General features: G+C 35.1%; 12 protein-coding genes. 7 read left to right on the forward strand and 5 right to left on the reverse strand.

All coding sequences use genetic code 11. From position 1 onward, the window contains the following. The first annotated feature begins 431 nt into the window (after positions 1-431). The 4 genes from typA (at position 432) to RBU60_RS00770 (ending at position 6,165) form a co-directional block, all read left to right on the forward strand. Positions 432-2,231 carry a translational GTPase TypA gene (gene typA / locus RBU60_RS00755; RefSeq protein ID WP_308862700.1) on the forward strand — a complete coding sequence of 600 codons (1,800 nt, stop codon included), beginning with the start codon at positions 432-434 and terminating at the stop codon, positions 2,229-2,231. A 200-nt stretch (positions 2,232-2,431) separates the two neighbouring features. Continuing rightward, the gene (locus RBU60_RS00760) at positions 2,432-3,724 is read left to right on the forward strand and encodes an O-antigen translocase (RefSeq protein WP_308862701.1); all 1,293 of its coding nucleotides are present in this window, start codon (positions 2,432-2,434) and stop codon (positions 3,722-3,724) included. Between the two features lie 460 nt (positions 3,725-4,184). Further along, positions 4,185-5,336 (forward strand): sulfatase-like hydrolase/transferase, encoded by a 1,152-nt coding sequence (locus RBU60_RS00765; RefSeq protein WP_308862702.1) that lies wholly within the window; start codon positions 4,185-4,187, stop codon positions 5,334-5,336. A gap of 88 nt (positions 5,337-5,424) precedes the next feature. After that, positions 5,425-6,165 (forward strand): glycosyltransferase family A protein, encoded by a 741-nt coding sequence (locus tag RBU60_RS00770; protein WP_308862703.1) that lies wholly within the window; start codon positions 5,425-5,427, stop codon positions 6,163-6,165. A 233-nt stretch (positions 6,166-6,398) separates the two neighbouring features. Here RBU60_RS00770 and RBU60_RS00775 read toward each other — a convergent pair whose 3' ends face one another. From RBU60_RS00775 to RBU60_RS00790, 4 genes are read right to left on the reverse strand one after another with little or no spacing between them, the layout of a single operon-like run. Then, positions 6,399-7,325 carry a glycosyltransferase gene (locus RBU60_RS00775; RefSeq protein ID WP_308862704.1) on the reverse strand — a complete coding sequence of 309 codons (927 nt, stop codon included), beginning with the start codon at positions 7,323-7,325 and terminating at the stop codon, positions 6,399-6,401. Further along, a complete protein-coding gene (locus RBU60_RS00780; RefSeq protein ID WP_308862705.1) occupies positions 7,318-8,214 on the reverse strand; it encodes a glycosyltransferase family 2 protein in 897 nt (298 codons plus the stop codon). The genes RBU60_RS00775 and RBU60_RS00780 overlap by 8 nt, the downstream gene beginning before the upstream one ends. Positions 8,215-8,220: 6 nt before the next feature. After that, complete coding sequence (locus RBU60_RS00785) at positions 8,221-8,952, reverse strand: class I SAM-dependent methyltransferase (RefSeq protein ID WP_308862706.1); 732 nt, start codon at positions 8,950-8,952, stop codon at positions 8,221-8,223. Positions 8,953-8,955: 3 nt separating this feature from the next. Beyond that, positions 8,956-9,639 (reverse strand): cell division ATP-binding protein FtsE, encoded by a 684-nt coding sequence (locus tag RBU60_RS00790; protein ID WP_308862707.1) that lies wholly within the window; start codon positions 9,637-9,639, stop codon positions 8,956-8,958. 238 nt (positions 9,640-9,877) lie between these two features. Here RBU60_RS00790 and RBU60_RS00795 point away from each other — a divergent pair, with 238 nt between their 5' ends. From RBU60_RS00795 to RBU60_RS00805, 3 genes are all read left to right on the forward strand, one after another. After that, positions 9,878-12,913: a tetratricopeptide repeat protein gene (locus tag RBU60_RS00795; protein WP_308862708.1), complete on the forward strand. Its 3,036-nt coding sequence runs from the start codon at positions 9,878-9,880 to the stop codon at positions 12,911-12,913. A 27-nt stretch (positions 12,914-12,940) separates the two neighbouring features. Then, positions 12,941-14,686 (forward strand): TonB-dependent receptor, encoded by a 1,746-nt coding sequence (locus RBU60_RS00800; protein ID WP_308862709.1) that lies wholly within the window; start codon positions 12,941-12,943, stop codon positions 14,684-14,686. A 219-nt stretch (positions 14,687-14,905) separates the two neighbouring features. Continuing rightward, a complete protein-coding gene (locus tag RBU60_RS00805) occupies positions 14,906-16,525 on the forward strand; it encodes an amidohydrolase (protein ID WP_308862710.1) in 1,620 nt (539 codons plus the stop codon). A gap of 96 nt (positions 16,526-16,621) precedes the next feature. On the opposite strand, the gene RBU60_RS00810 is transcribed toward RBU60_RS00805, so the two are convergent. After that, positions 16,622-17,329, reverse strand: a complete 708-nt coding sequence (locus RBU60_RS00810) for a class I SAM-dependent methyltransferase (RefSeq protein ID WP_308862711.1) — start codon at positions 17,327-17,329, stop codon at positions 16,622-16,624. Positions 17,330-17,429 lie beyond the last annotated feature (100 nt).

Genomic DNA, 17,429 nt, shown 5'->3' on the forward strand with positions numbered 1-17,429 from the left:
GAGTTCTTATGATGGAGCGCACATTTAAAGCATTTTTGGGTTGCCCATATCAATCTACTTCCCCTAGATTAGCATCTACATTTTCAGGATATCTAACGTAAAAACTGGTGCCCAAATAAAAGATGTTTTTATTGCTAACACTGTCTCTAAAATATATTTTAAAGAAGAATTAAGAATTGTGCTTGGAGCGAAAGAAATACTGGTAGAGATTGTAAAAAAGAACAATAAAGATGTAGTTTTTATCATCATAAAAATAATTGGTTGAGATTAAAGACACCATTTTTTTTAAAAACTATTTCTTCAAATTCAAATGACTAAGCTTTGACTATCAGGATGCTAAGAATTAACTGTTATAGTTTCAGAAAAGTAAAAATAAACCCATATATAAAAAAAAATAACTCTACATTTGCAGCCTTTAAAAAAGGCTTTTTATGACAGCAATCAAAAATATTGCAATTATTGCACACGTTGACCACGGTAAAACTACCTTGGTAGACAAAATAATGTACCACTGCCGTTTATTCCGTGAAAACGAGAATACAGGCGATCTAATTCTAGATAATAACGATATAGAAAGGGAACGTGGGATTACCATTACTTCTAAGAACGTATCTGTTGTTTATAAGGATACAAAAATTAATATTATTGATACTCCTGGTCACGCCGATTTTGGTGGAGAGGTAGAGCGTGTTTTAAATATGGCCGATGGGGTCCTACTTTTAGTAGACGCTTTTGAAGGTCCCATGCCACAAACGCGTTTCGTATTGCAAAAAGCGATTGACTTAGGTTTAAAACCTTGCGTGGTGATCAATAAAGTAGATAAAGAAAACTGTACGCCAGATGAGGTACACGAAAAAGTTTTTGACTTGATGTTTGAGTTAGGAGCAGAAGAGTGGCAGTTAGATTTTCCTTCTGTTTACGGTTCTGCTAAGAACAACTGGATGAGTGAGGACTGGAGAAATGAAACCGAAAACATTGAGCCTTTATTGGATATGGTGATGGAACATATTCCTTCTCCAACAATTCCTGAAGGGAATACACAAATGTTAATTACTTCTTTAGACTATTCTTCATTTACAGGAAGAATCGCTATTGGACGTTTACAAAGAGGCCATCTTAAAGAAGGAATGCAAATTTCTTTGGTAAAGAGAGATGGTAAGATTGTAAAAAGTAAAATTAAAGAACTTCATACGTTTGAAGGTTTAGGCCGAAGAAAAGTAGAAGAAGTAGAAACAGGCGATATTTGTGCTATTGTAGGCTTAGAAGGTTTTGAAATTGGAGATACCGTAGCCGATTTTGAAAATCCTGAAGGACTTAAAGCGATTGCTATCGATGAGCCTACGATGAGTATGTTGTTTACCATTAACGATTCTCCTTTCTTTGGTAAAGATGGTAAATTTGTAACTTCTCGTCATATTAAAGACCGTTTAAATAAAGAGCTAGAGAAAAACTTAGCACTTCGTGTGCAAGAAACCGATAGCGCCGATAAATTTTTGGTTTACGGGCGTGGAGTTCTTCACTTATCTGTGTTAATTGAAACCATGAGAAGAGAAGGTTATGAGCTTCAAATTGGTCAGCCACAAGTAATCATCAAAGAAATTGATGGTGTAAAATGTGAGCCTATAGAAGAGTTAACCATCGATTTGCCAGAAGCAGTTTCTGGAAAAGCGGTAGAAATGGTGACCCTTCGAAAAGGAGAAATGTTAAGTATGGAAGCCAGAGGTGAGCGTATGGTTTGTGAGTTTATGATTCCGTCAAGAGGGATTATAGGTTTACGTAACCAATTGTTAACTGCTACTGCAGGAGAAGCAATTATGGCACACCGTTATAAAGAATACCAACCTTTAAAAGGAGGGATTCCAGAACGTCAAAATGGTTCTTTAGTTTCTATGGAAAAAGGTTCTGCCATTCCTTATTCTATCGATAAGTTACAAGATAGAGGGAAGTTCTTTGTAGATCCAGGAGAAGATATCTACGAAGGTCAGGTGATTGGAGAAAATTCTCGTCAGGATGATATGGCGGTGAATATTACCAAAACCAAGAAATTATCTAACGTACGTTCTTCTGGAGCAGATGATAAAGCGAAAATTGTTCCTGCAATCAAATTTAGCTTGGAGGAAGCTTTAGAATACATCCAAAAAGATGAATACGTAGAAGTAACGCCACACTTTTTAAGGTTAAGAAAGATTTACTTGACAGAAAATGAGCGTAAACGTAATAAGATTGTCTAATTCTTTACGGAATATGACACAGAACCCTAAACGCAAGTTTAGGGTTTTTCTTTTTTTAAGAGCTTCCCTAAAGATTTATCTTCAATATTGTATCTTCGTGGTCTTAACAATTTATAATAAGGTTTACTCTTTTAGTGAGCATTAGTTTTTATGAAACCTCTTATATTAATAAAGTTGTTTAGGTATCTTAATTCATTTGGATGCGCCCAAAGTTTATAAACTATATAAAAGAGAACCCTTTATTAAAAGTAACTTCACTTAATAGTGGCGCTATTTTAATGAAAATGATGGCGGGGTTGGTCATTTCAAAACTTACCGCATATTTTTTAGGTCCAGTTGGGATTGCACTAATAGGGAACTTAAGAAACGGGCAAAATTTAATTAATACCTTAGCCTCTTCGGGAATACAAAAAGGGGTTGTAAGTCATATTGCAAAAGGCAAAGATAAAAAGAAGTTTTTACAAATATTAACCAATACATTTTTTAGCTTAGGCTTATTGGTAAGCATAGTTGTAGGCGTATTTATATTCGCTTTTAACGCTGAGGTTTCTCATTATATTTTTAAAACTAATAGTTATGCTTGGATAATTACTTTATTAGCTATTAGCCTCCCTATAAATACGCTTAACCTTTTTATCTTGTCTATTCTTCAAGGGCTGTCAGATTTTAAGAAAGTGATTTATATAAATATAATTACTAGTATTTCTAATCTGGTCTTGTTTTCTATACTATTATATTTTCTAGGGTTAGAAGGTGCTTTTGTAACGGTTATTTTGCTTTCTTCACTCCAATTTATAATCACCCTTTTTTATGCCAGGCCCTATTATTATTTATTTGAAAACTTAAAACTTTTTTACTTTCCTAAAAAGATAATTTCTAGCTTATCTAAATATGGATTAATGACTTTAATTTCTAGCATAAGCTTTCCTTTGGTTTACTTAGGCGTTAGGCGTGAAATTATGTTAACATTATCAAGTACCGATGCAGGTTACTGGGAAGCTATGAGTAGATTGTCTTCTCATTATATTCTTCTTATGGTTTCTGTCATTAACCTTTATGTTTTACCAAAACTATCTGCAGCAAAGCATACAAAGACCTTTAAAGAAACCGTATTAGAGTTTTATAAATTGATTATCCCTTTTTATGCGGTAGGTTTAGTCGTGATTTATGTATTTAGAAATTTCATTATTAGAGTAGTGTATTCTGAAGAGTTTTTACCTGTTCAAGATTTGTTTTTAGGTCAGTTAATTGGGGACTTTTTTTATATTTTAGCATTGGTAATGGTATACCAAATGCATGCCAAGAGGCAAGTGAAAAGATTTATTGCAACCGATTTATTTATAGCCATAGGCTTTTATGCTTTTAGTGTCTATTTTTTAGGTATTTTAGGTTTAGAAGGAGTTGTTTATGCACACGCGCTTATAAATTTTTTATACTTTTTACTTGTTTTAACCATCTTTAGGAAACCTCTTTTTAGTCACTCAAAACTGTAAGATGAATCAAAAGAAAGCAAAATATCAGTTTATATTTATTTGGTTGCTGCCTATATTAATAACTTTTTTTTATGAATTTTTCTTCACGGAATTTAATTTCTCAAGATTAGAAAATTTTATAGAAAATATACTATTTGCTACGGTGATGTTGATTACTGTCCCGTGGTTTAATAATGCAAAAGTTCAATATATATTACAATCAATTTATTACCTAATTTTCTTATTATGTTTGTTTATAGAAACCTCTTTTTATAGCCTTTTTACAGCTCAATTTAGCGCATCGGCTATATTTATTGCCTTAGAAACAAATACCGCAGAGGCAAAAGAATTTTTACAATTTTATGTAGATTTTCCTATACTAGTATTCTTTGTTAGTTTACTAATTTGCGCTTTTTTATTTTTCCGAAATAAGAACAGTTTTTTTTATTTCGCTTTTACTCGTCAAAGAAGCAAATTCTTTTTGGGATGTATATTTATTTTCATTCTCCTATTTTTAAAAATAACAAAGCTCATCGTTCCTAATTTTCCTTATTTGGTAGCTAAAGCTTCTTACGAATACTATGAAGAACAAAAGAAGATGCAAGCATTTCATATCGATACAAAAGCGGGCAGTTTTACCAATGTAGTGCATAAAAAAAACAACAAACAAGCCACCTATGTTTTAATCATAGGGGAGTCCACAAATAAGAACCATTTGGGGATTTACGATTATTACCGCCCAACTACACCTAATTTAAAAAAGCGTAAAGAAGAATTGTTAATTTATAAGGATGTAATAAGTTCTCATGCGTATACCATTGGTTCTCTACAAGAAGCGCTTACCTTAAATAATTTTAAAGAAGAGGATGAGTCTTCTTTAGTTCAATTAATGAATCAAGCAGGGTTTAAAACTTTTTGGTTTTCTAACCAAAGACCTATTGGTCCTTTTGAAAGTTTGGTAACCAAAATCTCTAGAGCATCAAGTGTTTATAAATATACCAACTCTGCTATGGCAGGTTCCTCTACACCATACGATGAAGTTTTGTTGCCTTATTTGGATGAAGCGTTAAAAGATCCTGCGCCTAAAAAATTTATTATTTTACATATTTTAGGAACCCATTTAAAATATAAAGACCGTTTTCCTGAAAGCTTTAAAAAATTTACAGAAAAACCTAAGACTAAGTTTAATTCCGCTTTAGCGATATCAAGAAGAAACGATTATGACAATGCCGTTTTGTACAACGATTATATTATAGAGCAGGTCATAGCTAAAGTTGAGAAAAAAAAAGAATCTAGTTATGTTTTCTATTTTGCAGATCACGGAGAAGAAATGTATGAAGTAAGAGATTTTGCAGGTCATTTAGATGAGAATCCTACTAAAGGAATGTTTGAAATTCCGTTTATCTTGTGGAGGTCAGAAAAATTTATAGAAAATAGTAAACTCACATTAGACACCAACAGAGCCTATGTGTTAGATGACTTTATACATAGTTTGTCAGATTTGTCTCAAATAGATTTCAAAGAACGAAGACTAGATAAAAGTATATTTTCTAAAAACTTTAAACCTAAAGAAAGGGTAATAGGAAACGGAATTAATTTTGATACATTTGATTGGGAAATTAATGAAGAATAATCCTGAAAAAATAACAACATATACCATAGATGATGTAGAGATTTTAATTTCTACCATGAAAAGAACCTCGTTAGCTTTTCTAGAAGCCATGTTTGTAAATAATGATATACACAAACATCATATTCTAATCATTAATCAAACTGATGCAGAACATCAATTAAGTTCTGATTTTCTTAATATTCGGGTTATAAATACTGAAGATAGAGGCTTGTCTAAAAGTAGAAATCTGGCTATTAAAAATGCAGTTAAGTCTATCTGTATAGTGGCAGACGATGATGTTGTTTACACAAACGGTTTTGCAAAAACTGTTGTAGATGCACACAATAAACATGCTTTGGCGGGCTTGATTTCTTTTCAGGCAAAAAACTTTAGCGAAAAGCCTTATAAAAAATACAATAACAAAGAAAGAGAAATCACGGCAGTACGAAAGGAAATACCGCTTTCATCTATAGAAATGACATTTAAAAAGAAAATTATAATAGAGAATAAAATTTTCTTTAATGAACTGTTTGGTTTAGGTTCTTATTTTCCATCTGGCGAGGAAGAGTTATTTTTAAAGGAGCTTCTTTCTAAGCAAATAAAGATTTTTCATGTTCCAAAAGTTATCGTAAGCCACGCCGATGAGAGCTCTACCTCAAACCCTGGCTCTAATCATTTTATACGTGCTCGTGCCGCTGCAAAATATTTGCAATATGGAAACTGGAGCTTGCTTTGGATGCTAAAATTTTTGTTCTTTTTAATCAGAAAGAAGCATATTAAGGCTTCTTCTTTTGTTGAGAAATATAGGGTAGGTTATCAAGCGATTAAAGAAATAAAAAGGGTGACGTAGCTGATTTCAAAAGATGAATATGTTTTTTTAATACTGAATTTAAAATATTTTCAATGTATTTGTCTTTGTTGTATAATCTCTTCTGACAAGTAAAAGTACATTTAAGCTATGCGCGTAACGGCTTTTCAAGATGGACTTAGAATTATAATGATTAAAAAAAATCCCGAAATGCCTACAATTTTCCTACTCTAAGAAATCTAACCACAATGGATGTGTATTTTAAGGGGTTAATTCTACTTCTTGAATAACACAGGTCTTAGGCCAATTCTTTTTAACTTCTCTTTTAGTATCACTAAAAACTTTAAAGCGGCACTAGGTAAATGGAGTGTCCATCTTTGAAGCTTGTTTAGGTATTTTTTATTTATTTTGTTTTTTAGGAATTGAGCATTCTTTTTATCCTTAACTAACACACAATTAAGGTATGCTGCCAGCCTATTGTAACTAATAAAACGAGCTAGATCTGGGTGGTTTATTGCAATGTGATCAAACTTGCTAAAATCGGTTTTACGATTAAAATCAAAACTTGCATTAGATAGACTTTCAGGAGCATAAACATAAGTAGCTGTTGGGGAAGGAGTGAAAACTATATTATGCTTCAAGCCTATACGTATCCAGTAATCTGTATCTTGATTGCTAAGAATCTCTTTGTCAAAATAGCCTATTTCTTTGGGAATTGAATGGTGAAATACGGTGGTAGACCCAGATAAAATTGGAGCTGCAAGACTATTTTTAAAAAAATCTAATACTTGCTCTCCTGGTTTAACTAAATCATACTTTGCTGCATGGGCACCATAACGATCTTGAATATGGATGCCTGTAGCAAAAATTTTTTCATTAGGAAAATTTAAAATTAATCTCTTAATTACTTGTAAGTGATTTGGGTACCAGAGGTCATCGGCATCTAATAATGCTAAATATTCGCCAGATGCTAACATAATGGCCTTATTACGAGCTTGCGATGCTCCCAGATTTTCTTGATAAAAATACTTAATTCTGTCGTTTTGAAACTCCTTGGCAATCGCCGCGCTTTTATCAGTAGAGCCGTCATCAACTATAATTATTTCAAAATCAGTGTAGGTTTGTTGTAAAACAGATTCTAAGGTCTCTTTTATATAATTTTCTTTGTTGAAAAGCGGAACAATGACAGAAAATCTAGGCATCTTTCTCAAATTGAATTAAATGATAAAGTCGATACAAGTCAAAAAGACGTAGCGAGGGTTTTGCTCCCAATAGATTTCTTTCGATGCGGCGTAAAGTCCGTTTGGGTAAATAGACAATTCCGCGATCTAGTTTTGATTTTTTTAATTTTTGATGAAAAGATAAGATTTTGATGTAGTTGGGATCAATAAGCCCATGCTTTTTAAAATACAAAGCGCCTTCCACAGATTCTATAGATTTCTTTAAAAACTCTTTACTGCTTTCTATTCCCAAATGATATACGGGATTTTCGATATGTAAAATAGGCACTTTTGCTTCCCGAAGTTGGTAAGAAAAAAGCGTGTCTTCGTGTCTTAAATTTGGAATATCTTCATTAAATCGAACTTTTTCAAACACCGATTTTCGTATTAAGAAATTAAGTGTAAGAAAGGATACGTATGGTTTTCTGCTTCGTTTTTCGGTATCTAAGGCTTCTCTTAAGTTTCCATAATGCCATCGTAAAAGCTGTGAAGCATCAGGTTTTTTGGGGACATATTTAATGCCTCCATAGATGATGTCGTGATCTTCAGAAATAAATTTAAGATAGTTGTTTATAAAATCATCTTTGATGGGTATCACATCAGCATCGAGAAAAAGTAGCCAATCAAAATTTGCCGTATCGGCTAAGAGATTCCGAATTTTACTTCGGCCTATATTTTTAGGTAAAACTTTATACGAAGCTTTTTCTAAGCTGTTGATTTTTTCATTCTTCTCGATAAATGAATCTTCTGGCGAAGCATCGTCAAAACACATGATTTCAAAATCAATTTTTTCGGCAACAAGAAGTTCGTGTACTTTCTGTACTAAGGGGAAAATGTGATAATTATAGGTGGGGATGAGTACAGAAATCATGATTTTTTATTTTGAGCTTGCAATGATTATACTTTCTGCTAGCAAACCGTGGGGTAATGTATCTTCTTTAAAGTGCAAAGATTTAGTTTGCAAGCCATTGTTTTGCAATCGCTCTATAAGTCCGTTTTCAGAATACACGCGTACGTGATCTTCTTGTCCAAAAGCTTTTAAGCGTTCTTGTGTATTTTTAATACTGTAATCTTCATAAATTTCTCCTAGCTTAAATGGGGTTTGTATAAAACATTTCCCATTAGGCTTTAAAATCCGATTCAGTTCTTTCATTGCTTTGGTATCTTCCTCAATATGCTCTAAGATATGATAGCAAATAATGGTGTCAAATGTATTGTCTGCCATGTCAATTTGGGTGATATCCAATTGATAATCGGCTAAAAATTGATTTTCAAAATCGGTGCTATAATAAGAGAACCGGTTATCTTTTTTAAAAACTCTAAACAAACTACGAGAAGGTGAAAAATGAAGTACATTTCCCTGAAGGGCGTTTTCTTTTCTCAAAACTCTAAAAAGTCTTCGTGTTCTACTGCGACTTCCACAATAGGGGCAAAGTAAATCATCGTCGGGTAAGGTAATAAATCGCTTCCATGACTTTTCGCAAATGGTACACTGGTATTTCTTTCCAGCATAAAAAGGAAGGAGTATTTTTTTAAAAAGAAGCTCATTTCTAAATAGAAACTCTTGAGGAATAACCTTCTTTACGACTGATTTAATCTGTTTATACATAATTTAGGCAGTCTTTTGAACTACTTCAAACACTTTTTGTCCATCGCATTTTAAAGTCTTCGATGGGTATTTTAACAAGAGCGCATAATCGTGTGTAGCCATAAGAATAGTATTGCCATTTCGGTTAATTTCTTGTAAGACTTCCATCACTTCTACAGAGGTTTGCGGATCTAAATTTCCCGTAGGCTCATCGGCTAGGATCAACTCGGGGTCGTTCAATAAAGCACGCGCAATGGCGATACGTTGTTGTTCTCCTCCCGAAAGTTGGTATGGATATTTAAAGTTTTTGGTTTTCATATCTACCTTGTCCAAAACTTGGTCGATTTTATTTTCCATAGCCTTGGTTTCCTTCCAGCCCGTAGCCTTTAAAACAAACATCAAGTTATCTTTGATGGTACGGTCATTCAAGAGTTTAAAATCTTGAAAAACAACCCCTAATTTTCTTCTTAAAAACGGAATATTTTTCTCTTTTAGTTGCCTAAGGTCATGGCCTACAATACTTCCTTCACCTTCCTTTAAAGGAATGTCTCCGTAAAGCGTCTTCATAAAACTACTTTTTCCAGTCCCCGTTTTTCCAATAAGGTAAACAAAATCTCCTTTATTGATTTCTACGTTCACATCAGAAAGGATGAGGTTTTCCCGTTGGTAAACCGCCGCATTCTTAAGTTCTAAAATAGGATTTGACATACTCAAAAGTTTTAAGCCTTAAAGGTAATTGAATATTTGTAAAGAAAAAATGCTGCTGAAAAATCTCTGCTCAAGGAGGATACAATTTGCTTCTTTTTCCCCGTTTTGATTTCTTTTATAGGACTTGAAAAAATACCCAACTTAAAATGTTTAACATTAACATAATTATCACATCAAAGTTTCGTTATCAAAATAGCAATTCAAGTATATTTGACCCTTAAAATAAAATCTTAGCTGCATGTTAAAGAAAATAAGTCTTTGTTTGGCCTTAACGGCAAGTGTCTCGGTCTCGGTATTTAGCCAGCAAACCGCTATTTATACCAACGATTTTGCAGATTATAATCGAGCGATGGTGTTGTTTGAAAATAACCAATATCAAGCAGCTCAAACGCTTTTCCAAAAAGTAGAAGAGGAGGTAAGCGGCCAAGAGCTGAAAGCAGATTGTGCGTATTACATCGCTATTTGTGCAGTGCGTTTAAATCAGTCTAACGCAGATTCGCTCATGGAAGATTTTGTGAGTGAGCATCCTACGAGTACGAAGCGAAATTCAGCGTACATCAATGTTGCCAATTATTACTTTAATAATGGGGATTATAATAGAGCCCGAATTTGGTACGAAAAAGTAGATACGTCGAGTTTATCTAGAGCCGAGCAGCAAGAATTTGATTTTAATAATGGGTACGCTTATTTTAAAGCCGGAAGAAAAGACGAAGCTAAAACCTATTTTAATCGCGTAAGAGACAGTAAAGAATACGGTTCTCAAGCGAAATATTACTTAGGTTTTATTGCTTATGAAGGCGACGATTACCAAGAAGCAAACGATATGTTTGAAGAGGTAAAAGGCGATGGGAGATTGGATAAATCGCTTTCTTACTTTCAAAGTGATATGAATTTTAAGCTGGGGAAGTTTGAAAAAGCCATAACTTTGGGAAAAGCTCAACTGGATCGTTCTAACCGCATGGAGCGTTCTCAATTAAATAAGATTATTGGGGAAAGCTATTTTAACCTAGAGCAATATGATCAAGCGATTCCTTACTTAAAGGAATACCAAGGAGATCGCGGAAAATGGAACAACACCGATTATTACCAATTGGGATACGCGTATTACCAACAAGGGGAATTTCAAAATGCCATCAACGAATTTAATAAAATTATAAACGGTCAGAATCATGTGGCTCAGAATGCTTATTATCATTTGGCCGAGTCTTATGTAGAATTAGATCAAAAGCAGCAGGCATTAAATGCGTTTAAAAATGCTTCGGAAATGGATTTTGATAAAAAGATTCAGGAAGATGCAGCGTTAAACTATGCCAAGCTGAGTTACGAAATTGGAAATAACTACAAGAGTATTCCAGAAGTATTGAATGATTTCTTAGAAAAGTACCCCAACAATTCCGCTACGACGGAAATAGAAAAATTACTCATCGATTCTTACATCACTTCTAAAAACTACAAAAAAGCGATGAGCATTTTAGAAGGTAGCAATAAGTACAACGATAAATTGGTGTACCAAAAAGTGGCTTATTATAGAGCAACCGAATTGTACAATGAAGGAAATTATTCGGCGGCTTTGGTGCATTTCAATAAATCTCTAAAAGAGCGAAACGATGCTATGTTTACGGCAAAAGCTACCTATTGGAAAGCAGAAAGCGATTATAACCTAGAGAATTACCAGTCGGCGTTAATTGGGTACAAAGAATTTATGGGAATGGTGTCGGCCAAGCAAACCGACGAGTTTAAATCTATAGATTACAATATTGCTTATGCTTATTTTAAGAAGAAAGAATATGCCAATGCGGTGAGTCATTTTAAAGCTTACGCGGAAAAAGGCGATATCCCATTAACGCAAAAAAATGATGCTTACTTACGTTTGGGAGATAGTTATTTTGTGACTAGCGATTACTGGCCCGCTATGGAAGCTTACAACAAATCGATTGGTTTAAAAGGCATCGATTCAGATTATGCGTACTTCCAAAAAGCGATCAGTTATGGTTTTGTAAATAGAAATGAAGATAAAATTAAGGATTTAGAAAGTTTTATTTCTAAATATCCTAGCAGCATTTATAAAGACGATGCGTTATATGAGTTGGGAAATACGTATGTGGCCGAAGAAAATTCCGCGGCAGCGTTAAAAACTTATGCTAGATTGCAAAATGAAGAGGCTTCGAGTTCGTTTGTTTCTAGGTCTTTACTGAAACAAGGACTTATTTATTACAACGGCAATGAAGGCGATAAAGCTTTGACTAAATTTAAAAAAGTAGTAAGTGATTTCCCTAATACCGATGAATCAGTTCAGGCGGTGAAAACGGCGCGAGTAATTTATGTTGATTTGGGAAGAACCGATGAATATGCGGCTTGGGTGAAAAATTTGGATTTTGTAGAGGTAGCCGATTCTGATATAGATAATGCGACCTACGAAGCCGCCGAGCAGCAATTTATAGAAAACAATACGGGGCCTGCGATCAAAGGTTTCGAGAAGTACTTACAGCAATTCCCTAAAGGTTTGCATGCTAATTCGGCGCACTTTTATCTAGCACAATTGCAATATAAAACCGATAAGAAAGCAGAAGCGGCTCCTCATTATGAATATGTGACCCAGCAGTCAAGAAGTGAATTTACAGAGCAAGCTTTGGCGCGTTTATCGCAGATTTATTTAGAACAGAAGAATGATCAAAAAGCGATTCCGGTGCTCAAGAGGTTAGAAACGGAAGCAGATTTTCCTCAAAACATCATTTTTGCACAATCTAATTTGATGAAATCGTATTACCAACAAGAAGACTATGCGCAAACCATTGTGTATGCCGAGCGTGTATTACAAAATGGCAAGATTGAGAACAATGTAAAAAGTGACGCGCAAGTGTTCATTGCTAGATCGGCGATTAAAACGGGTGATGAAAACCGAGCAAAAACAGCTTACCAAGAAGTTCAAAAAATCGCCAAGGGAGAATTAGCTGCAGAGGCTCAATATTATGAGGCTTATTTTTTAAACAAAGAAGGGAAGTTTAAAGCTTCAAACAAATCTATTCAAATCATCGCTAAAGAATATTCAGGCTATAAAAAATATTCTTATCAAGGTTTATTATTGATGTCTAAAAACTTTTATGATGCAGAGCCACCTTACAAAGATCCCTATCAAGCAACAGTAGTTTTAGAAAACATTATTAATAGTGTGAAAGGTTACCCAGAAGTGGTAAAAGAAGCTGAAGCGGAATTGATTCGTATTAAAACCGAAGAAGCGAAGACCAATTCTTCTGTAGAAACTCAACAAAACTAATTTTAAACACAAACTAATCTTTCTTATATGCAACGCATTTCATTAAGTAAAGTATTTATATACAGTATCGCATTTTTAGTAACGGGAGCCGTTTTTGCTCAGGAAGATGAGGAAGGAGACATCGACACCGAGAGACTCATTATCGTAAAACCTTATTCGCCCACGGTAAGTGATGCGTTTAAAGTGAAGCAAATGCCGGTGATTAACGATTCTACAGAGCGTAGAAAGAAAGCGGTGGTGTACGATATTTTTTCGTTTCCCGTAGCTTCCACTTTTACGCCAGCCAAAGGAAAGGCCGAAGGGGTGACTAGAAAAGCTATGCCTAGATTGTATGATAACTATGCGTCTTTAGGCTTTGGAAATTACTCTAATGTGGCAGCAGAATTTTACAGCACCATAAATTTAGATCGCGGGAAAGAAGTCTCTATTGGTTTGGTTCACAATTCTTCGCAAGGCGGAATAGATGAAGCTAGACTAGATGATAAGTATTATGACACGGGCGTAGAAATAGGCTACAAGACACAAGGACGTGACCTTACTTGGGGTGTAGATGCAGGCTTTCAGCATCAATTGTACAATTGGTACGGAATCCCCGATTATTTTCAGCCTGACGAAACAGAGTTGGCGCAGATGGATCCTCAGCATTCTTATTATGCGGCTACGGTTGGAGCACACCTCGATATGGAGGAAGGAGTTTTTGACGGAGCTAAATTAAAGTACAGAAGATTTGGTGATAACTTTGGAAGCGGAGAAAATCATGTCAAGTGGATTTCAGACTTGGAGTTTCCAGTGGTAGACCAAGTCATAGGAACGGAAGTTTCTTTTGATTTCGTAAACGGAAACTTTGATAAAGGCTATGAAAATCTTCCAGTGACTAATCAGTATGGGTTCTTTAATATGGGAATAGCGCCGAGCATTCAGATTGGGAATGAAGATTTATCAGTCAACTTAGGAGCTCAATTGGTGTATTCTATGGATATTGAAAATGAAGACAACAACTTGTTTTTATATCCAAGAGTAAGCGGTAGCTATCGGGTGTCGGGTGATTATTTTATCGCTTACGCTGGTGCGGAAGGAGAATTGAAACAAAACACCTATTATGAGTTTGCGCAACAAAATCCGTTTGTTTCGCCTACCTTAAGTGTAGCGCCAACAGATAAGCAATATGATATCTACCTTGGCGGAAAAGGAAAATTTTCTGATCATGCGAGTTATAATATCCGCGGAAGCTATACTTCTGAAGCAAACAAGCCTATGTTTCTTCACAATCCATACGTTGAAGCAAGTGCTCCTAAAGAAGGCTATGAAAATTTCAACTCTTTTGGTGTGGTTTACGATGATGTAACGACACTTTCTTTCTTTGGAGAATTGCAATTTTCTTTAAATAAAGACGTGAGTTTGAGAATTAACGGAACGTATAATAATTACAGCGCCGATGAACAAGAGGAGGTATGGAATTTACCAGAACTCGAAGGTTCTTTGGCCTTAGATTATCAAATTACCGAGAAGTGGTTTGCAGGAGCAAGCGTTTTTGCGGTGGGAGAACGCGATGTATTTCTAGATTTTCAGGGGCTATCAAACACTTACCAAACCAAAGGGAAGATGGATGCTTATATAGATGCCAATCTTCGTGTGGGATATAAAATCAACGATCGCTTATCGCTATTTCTTCGCGGAAATAATTTACTGACAGAAAATTACAGACCTTGGTTGGGATATCCTACGCAAGGCATACAAGTGATGGGAGGAGTAAGCTACCAATTTGATTGGTAACTAATTCCGGTCTTGATCCGGAATCTCACGTTCGTGCTTCCTGTAATCCCTGGCTTGCTCCGGGATCTCATGCTCTAATGTCTAAATAAAAGATTCATTTTTTCTTTTTAAAAGAATACCTCAACCAACAATTGGTTAAAAAGTAGTTAAATAGAGTTTATTGACCTAAAAAGCCTTTGTTTCTGACAAAGGCTTTTTATTTTTGTAAAAACCTATCTCATGAAAAAGTTATTAGTTCTAATCTTAGTGTTCGCCTTACAGTCTTGTGATAAAAAACAGCAGGCCGATTTAATTGTGATGAATGCAAAAGTTTATACGGTAAATGAAAATTTTGCGGTGGCTAAAGGTTTTGCAGTTAGAGACGGAAAAATCTTAGAGGTAGCCGATGCTGAAGCTTTACAACTAAAATATAAAGCAGATGAGGTTTATGATGCCAAAGGGAGAACCGTTTACCCTGGGTTTATAGATGCCCATGCTCATTTTTATGGTTTAGGACTGCAATTGCAAAAAGTAGACTTAACTGGTACCCAAAGTTTTGATGAGGTAATAGAGCGAATTGTGAAGTTTCAAGAGAAAAACAAAGTCGATTTTATTACCGGAAGAGGATGGGATCAAAACGATTGGGAAGATCAAAATTTTCCTAACAAGAAAAGATTAGATGAATTATTCCCCAACACGCCTGTGGCGGTTACCCGAATTGATGGTCACGCCTTATTAGCCAATCAAAAAGCCTTAGATCTTGCAGGAATTACTCCAGAGACCAAAGTAGAAGGAGGAGAAATAGAATTGAAAAATGGGAAACTTACTGGAATTTTAATCGACAACCCCATGAGTTTGGTGCGTAATGTAATTCCCGAATCCACAAAAGAGGAAGCCATCAACGGACTATTGGAAGCTCAAAAAATAGCCATTAGTTTAGGACTCACCACGATTGATGATGCAGGCTTGAGGAAAGATGCCATTATGCTTATAGACAGCTTGCAAAAAACCGGAGATTTAAAGATGCGTATGTATGCGATGGTAGAAAATCATCCAGAAGATGTGGATTATTTCTTAAATGAAGGAATTATAAAAACCGAGAGATTAAACGTTCGCTCGGTAAAAGTTTATGCAGATGGTGCTTTGGGATCACGTGGTGCAGCTCTTAAAAAACCATATTCCGATAAGAAAAATCATTTTGGAGCGATGTTAATTGGCCTAGATGAGTTTAAGGCTTTGGCAGGAAAATTAAGCAAGACCAACTTCCAAATGAATACACATGCCATTGGAGATTCTGCCAATGTCGTGGTTTTAAAAACCTATGATTCTGTTTTGAAAAATGAAAAAGATAGACGTTGGCGTGTAGAACATGCACAGATTGTTGGAGAAAAAGATTTTAAATACTTTGGCGGAAATATTATTCCATCGGTGCAACCTACCCATGCGACGAGTGATATGTATTGGGCGAAAGACCGATTGGGGAAAAAGCGTTTAAAAAATGCTTACGCTTATAAAAAACTCTTAAAGCAAACTAGAAAAATTGCGTTAGGAACCGATTTCCCTATTGAAAAAGTGAGTCCGTTTTTGACTTTTTATGCAGCGGTGGCGAGACAAGACGTTCATCAGTTTCCTAAAGGAGGATTTCAAAAAGAAAATGCGCTTTCCAGAGAAGAAACTCTTCGCGGAATGACGATTTGGGCGGCTTACTCCAACTTTGAAGAAAATGAAAAAGGAAGCATCGAAAAAGGAAAGTTAGCCGATTTTATTGTCTTAGATCAAGATTTGATGAACGTGGAAGAAAAACTCATTCCCAAAACGAAAGTCATAGCGACTTTTGTAGGCGGAGAAAAAGTAAACTAAAAATAGATTTGTTAATGAAAATCGGTGTTCTCGATACAAAATTTTTTCAAAATTTTACTCGAACTGACACGATTTTCTTATATCGGATTTAGGTTATTAGTTGAGTTGTAGTTGGGCGAGATAATCGTAATGTTCTCCTTCTTCAACTAATTTACAAGAGAAACCATTGCTTTCTGCGGCCAATTGAAGCGAGTTAAAATCGATATACAACCAATCAAAGGGAGCAGAAATCTCCTCTTTATACTGAATTTGGTATCTAAGTTCTCCGTAATACTGCGTAGGATCTACCCAAATAGAACCGTCTTCTTCCTTGTCGAATAAATAATGCAAGTCTGAAGAATCTAGTAAAACTTTTCCATTGGGATTAAGAATGCTTTTGAGGTGTTCAAAAAAAGCGGTAAGCTTTCTTAGTTTTCCTACGATTCCAATCCCATTCATCAACATAAGGATGGTATCAAATTTTTCTTGTTCGTCAAAGAAATCTTGTACTACCGCATTTTTAATTCCGCGTAAGCGAGCTACTTTTATGGCTCCTTGAGAAATGTCTATGGCTTTTATTTCAATTCCTTTTTCCTGTAAAACCAGCGCATGACTTCCTGCACAACAGCCTACATCTAAAGTTTTTCCTTTGGCGAGTTGCAATGCTTTTTGCTCTAATTTGGGCATTTCTTTAAAGTCTCGAAACAGGTAATCGGTGGGGATTTCATCATCATCAAAATCTGTAGCAATCACCTTGATGTTTTCTGCATTTTGTTTTTCAAAGTGATCAATTACGGCTTGGCCAAAAATATCGGGTACAATCAAATTAAGGATTTTAGATTATGGCTGTAGTCTAAAAAGCTATTACAGTTGTAATAAGTTGTCATTCCGACGTAGGAGGAATCTTTTCTTTTCGAGTAAAGAT

Source organism: Mesonia profundi (assembly GCF_031085155.1).
Taxonomy (GTDB): Bacteria; Bacteroidota; Bacteroidia; order Flavobacteriales; family Flavobacteriaceae; genus Mesonia; species Mesonia profundi.